Source organism: Kitasatospora sp. NPDC058190 (assembly GCF_042883685.1).
Taxonomy (GTDB): Bacteria; Actinomycetota; Actinomycetes; order Streptomycetales; family Streptomycetaceae; genus Kitasatospora.
Window position 1 is genome coordinate 1 of record NZ_JBHVVI010000239.1, and the last position, 5,101, is coordinate 5,101.

The window sequence follows — 5,101 nt, forward strand, 5'->3', positions numbered from 1 at the left end:
TCCGTACGCGAACTCGGCCAGACCGTCGTCATGGTCACCCACGACCCCGTCGCCGCCTCCTACGCCGACCGCGTCGTCTTCCTCGCCGACGGCCGGATCGTCGACGAACTGCACGCCCCCACCGCCGACACCGTCCTGGACCGCATGCGCCGCTTCGACGCCAAGGGCCGAACCAGCTGAGGCGACACCCAGTCAGGGCCCCACGGCCCGCCGGCCCGCTTCACCGAACCTTCCCAGGACACCTCATGTATCGCACCGCTCTGCGCAACGTGCTGGCCCACAAGGGCCGCCTACTGATGACGGCGCTGGCCGTCATGCTCGGTACCGCCTTCGTCGCGGGCACCATGGTCTTCTCCGACACCTTCGGCAAGGCCCTGCGGGACAGCAACTCCAAGAGCTACTCGGACGTCTCGGTCCAGGTCGTGGACAACGCGGCCGGCTCCGACGCCTCCGCCAAGCAGAGGAGCGAGAGCAGCCCCACCGTCCTCGACGACGCCGCCGTCCAGCAGCTGGCCGCCCTGCCCGGCACCGCCACCGCCCGCGGCGTGGTCAGCGGCTTCACCGGGGTCGCCGACCACAAGGGCGACCTGATCGGCCAGGTCTGGTCCGCCAAGGGCGCCAACTTCGCCCCGGGCCAGGACGGCAGGGACCCGCGCTACCCGATGGCCGAGGGCCAGGGCCCGAAGAACGCCAAGGAGGTCGCCCTCGACCGCAAGACCGCCGACCGGGCGGGCTACAAGGTCGGCGACACCGTCCGGGTCGCCGTCAACGGACCGGTGATCGAGGCGAAGCTCACCGGGATCTTCACCACCGACGACCCGGTGGTCAGCACCGGCGGCACGCTCACCCTGTTCGACAAGGCCACCGCCCAGCAGACCCTGCTGGAGCCGGGCCGCTACAGCAGCATCGTGCTCACCGCCAAGCCCGGCACCTCCGAGGACGCGCTGCTCGCCCAGGCCCTGCCCAGGATCCCGACCGACCACCAGTTCGTCATCAAGACCGGTGCCACGCTCAACGCCGAGGAGCAGGAGCAGATCACCAAGGCCACCGACAGCATGCGCACCATGCTGCTGGTCTTCGCCTTCATCTCGCTCTTCGTCGGCATCTTCATCATCGCCAACACCTTCACCATGCTGGTCGCCCAACGCACCAAGGAGCTCGCGCTGCTGCGGGCGATCGGCGCCAGCCGCAAGCAGGTGACCCGTTCCGTGCTGATCGAGGCCCTGGTGATCGGCACCGTCTCCGCGGTGGCCGGCCTGCTGGCCGGCGTCGGGATCGGCGCCGGGATGCAGTCCCTGATCGGCTCGCTGAACGAGGACATGCCGAACGGCTCGCTGGTGATCAAGCCGCTCACCGTCGCTGTGACCATCGTGGTCGGCGTCCTGGTGACGGTCCTGTCGGCCCTGCTGCCGGCCCTGCGCGCGGCCCGGATCGCACCGGTGGCCGCGATGAGCAGTGGTGACCAGCCGACCAGCCAGAAGAGCCTGGTGGTCCGCAACACCATCGGCTCGGTGCTCACCGGCGGCGGTCTCGCGCTGATCGGTTACGGCGCCTCCACCGGCGACGACAGCGGCCGGTTGCCGGTCGGCGCGGGTGCCTTCCTGGCCCTGATCGGCGTGTTCGTCCTGCTGCCGCTGCTCTCGCGCCCGGTCGTCGCGCTGGTCGGCCCGCTGCTGCGGGGGCTGGGCGGCACCCCGGGCAAGCTCGCCCAGCAGAACGCGGTGCGCAACCCGCGCCGCACCGCGGCCACCGCGGCCGCGCTCACCATCGGGCTGACCCTGGTCACCGGCCTCACCGTGATCGGCACCTCGGTCGGCGACACCATCGACCGGGCCGTCACCAAGTCGATGAAGTCCGACTACATCGTCTCGGCCGCCAACGGCATGAACCTGTCCGGCCAGGTGCCCGCCCAGATCGCCAAGGCCCCCGGGGTCGCGGCCTCCTCGCCGATGACCGCCGCCTTCTGGAAGCTCAACGGCACCTCCAAGGCGATCACCGGCCTGGACGCGGACACCTTCGACCGGATCGCCGAAATCAAGTTGACCAGCGGTTCCAGCGCCGCGCTCGGCAAGGGCCAGCTGCTGGTGGACCAGGACGTCGCCGCGAAGTTCAACGTCACCACCGGCTCGACGATGACCGCGTCCTTCCCGGACGGTTCCACCGGCCAGCTCACCGTCGGCGGCGTGTACGAGAAGGGCGGCATGCTCGGCCCGGTCCTGCTGGCCAACAGCGAGATCGCCAAGCACGAGTCGAAGCCGTACGTCGCCGACGTCCTGGTCAAGGGCAAGGACGGCGCCACGGCCGAGCTCAAGCAGGCGCTCAAGGACGCCACCGGCGCCAACCCGGTGATCGAGGTCAAGTCCAAGCAGGACGTCCGGGACGACTTCAGCCAGGTCATCACCTTCGCGCTGAACCTGATGTACGGCCTGCTGGGGATGGCGGTCCTGATCGCGGTCCTGGGTGTGATCAACACGCTGGCCATGTCGGTCTTCGAGCGCAAGCGCGAGATCGGGATGCTGCGGGCGATCGGCCTGGACCGCCGGGGCATCAAGCGGATGGTCCGACTGGAGTCGGTGGTGATCTCCCTGTTCGGCGCCGGGATCGGCCTGCTGCTCGGCTGCTTCATCGCCTGGGCGATCAACGGGACGCTGAAGTCCAGCCTCGCCGGACTGACCACCGTCCTGCCGTACGGCCAGCTGGCGCTGTTCCTGGCGCTGGCCGGGGTGGTCGGCCTGGTGGCCGCGATCTGGCCGGCCCGCCGGGCGTCCAAGCTGGACATCCTGTCGAGCATCAAGACCGACTGACGCCCCGTCCGCCGACCTCCGCCCGCCTCCGGCCGCACCCGCGCCGGAGGCGGGCGGGCGAGTCCCCGCCCCGAGCCGCCCCCCCCCGGAGGCGAGCGGGCGAGTCACAGCCCCGAGCCGAAGGGGCGCGCCGGTGCCGAAAGGGAGAAGCGACAAGCGAGGAACGAGCGCCGGAGCGCCGACCGTCGGCACTGGGCCAAGAGCGCCCCGGAGGCGAGCGGGCGAGTCACAGCGAGCGGGCGAGTCACAGCGAGCGGGCGAACAACAGAGAGCCCCTGCCGGAGGGTTTCGGCAGGGGCTCTTCTACTGCTGTACTCCGCCCGGTCGCACGGCCGGCTGAGCACCACGGAGGTCGTGGTCCGGCGTCACTGCCGGGCGGAGGGCCTCCGACTCATACCCCGGCGCTCCCACACCGGGGTCCAGTCGCTTACTTGCTGGCGAGCTCCTTGTCGGCGGCCGGCTTGGCGGCCTCGACGGGCTTGGTGGGCGGCGTGACCTCCTGGATCGGCAGCTGCGGCCGCTCCATCTGGGAAAGGCCGACCATCTCGCGCTTCAGGAACATCGCGAGGGTCCAGTCGGTGAAGACGCGGACCTTGCGGTTGAAGGTCGGGACCATCGCGCCGTGGTAGGCACGGTGGAACCACCAGGCCATGCGGCCCTTCAGCTTGACCTTGCCGAAGAGGATCGCGACACCCTTGTGCAGGCCGAGACCGGCGACCGCGCCCAGGTTCTTGTGCTTGTACTCCTTCTGCGGGAAGCCCCGCATGCCGGAGATCACGTTGTCGCCGAGGACGACGGCCTGACGGCAGGCGTGCTGCGCGTTCGGCGGGCACCAGGCGCCCTCGCCGGAGGCGAGGTCCGGGACCTGGGCGTTGTCACCGGCGGACCAGACGTAGTCGAAGCCCTGGACCTGCAGGGTGGCCGCGGTGTCGACGTGGCCGCGCGGGCCCAGCGGCAGGCCGAAGTTGGCCAGCACCGGGTTCGGCTTGACGCCCGCCGTCCACACGATGGTGGAGGCGTCCATCTCCATGCCGTTCTTCAGCATGACGTGGCCGTCGATGCAGGAGTCCATCGAGGTCTCGATGTAGACCTCGATCTTCCGCTCCTCGAGCTTCTCCTTGGTCCACAGACCCAGGTCCGGGCCGACCTCGGGGAGGATGCGGTTGGCCGCCTCGACCATGACGAAGCGCATGTCGTCACGGCTGACGGTCTTGTACAGCTTCGACGCGTCGCGCGCCATGTCCTCGATCTCGGCGATCGTCTCGACGCCGGCGAAGCCACCGCCGATGACGACGAAGGTCAGCGCCTTGCGGCGGACCTCCTCGTCCGTGGTGGACTCGGCCTTGTCGAGCTGGGCCATGACGTGGTTGCGGAGGCCGATGGCCTCCTCGACCGTCTTCATGCCGATGCCGTTCTCCGCCAGACCCGGGATCGGGAAGGTGCGGGAGACCGAGCCGGTCGCGACGACCAGGTACTCGAAGGGCAGCTCGTAGCTGTCGCCGGCCGCGGGCTGGATGGTGGCGACCTTGCGGGCGTGGTCGATGCCGGTGACAGAACCGGTCAGCACCTCCGCCTGCTTGAGGGCGCTGCGCAGCGGCGCGACGAGGTTGCGGGGCGCGACGTTGCCGCCGGCCGCCTCGGGGAGGAAGGGCAGGTACGTCATGTACGACCGCGGGTCCACGACCGTGACGGTCGCTTCGCCGTAGCGCATCTTCTTGAGGATGCGCATCGCGGCATACAGGCCGACGTAACCACCGCCGACAATGAGGATGCGAGGACGCTCCGTGGTGCTCATATCCGAAAGTATCCAGCACCGTCCGGAGCAGCCTTCGTGAGCCCGGTCACAAGCGCATGGACACCCCGTGCTACACTCCGCCCCCACAAAAACGGCACCGGCTCACCGGCTCACAGCCCCCGACAGCGCCCCGTGAACACACACCGGAGCACCACCCTGCTGAGCAGCAACGATCCGTGCAGCACCTGGGTTCCCGAGTGTGATTTCGATTTTCAAACCTCAAATGGGGCCTGACCTGCGATCCAGCGGGCGCGACCACCGACAGGCCTTCGGTCTCACAATTCGGGCGTAGCGGGCCCCGGGGTGCGACGAATGACCCGATCGCCATGTGAAGAAATTCACGAACATTTCCGCCCGTGCCCGGGCAAGCCCCGGCCCCGGGGCCCCCCGCGGGGGGGCGGGGGCGGGGTGGGTTACCCGGGCGGGCGGCCGGGGGGCGGGGGGCGGGGGGGTTTAAAAAAAAACCCAACCCACAGGACAAAAAAAAAAGGGAGTGGGCGGG

The 5,101-nt window shown here is 69.6% G+C and carries 2 protein-coding genes and 1 pseudogene; 2 read left to right on the forward strand and 1 reads right to left on the reverse strand.

From position 1 onward, the window contains the following. Together ACFVWU_RS44150 and ACFVWU_RS44155 are read left to right on the forward strand one after the other, a co-directional pair. A pseudogene (locus tag ACFVWU_RS44150) lies at window positions 1-180 on the forward strand (ABC transporter ATP-binding protein); the annotation flags it as partial. A gap of 65 nt (window positions 181-245) precedes the next feature. Beyond that, window positions 246-2,804: an ABC transporter permease gene (locus tag ACFVWU_RS44155; RefSeq protein ID WP_387632209.1), complete on the forward strand. Its 2,559-nt coding sequence runs from the start codon at window positions 246-248 to the stop codon at window positions 2,802-2,804. Window positions 2,805-3,231: 427 nt separating this feature from the next. Here ACFVWU_RS44155 and ACFVWU_RS44160 read toward each other — a convergent pair whose 3' ends face one another. Then, the gene (locus ACFVWU_RS44160; RefSeq protein WP_387632211.1) at window positions 3,232-4,599 is read right to left on the reverse strand and encodes an NAD(P)/FAD-dependent oxidoreductase; all 1,368 of its coding nucleotides are present in this window, start codon (window positions 4,597-4,599) and stop codon (window positions 3,232-3,234) included. Window positions 4,600-5,101: the final 502 nt, after the last annotated feature.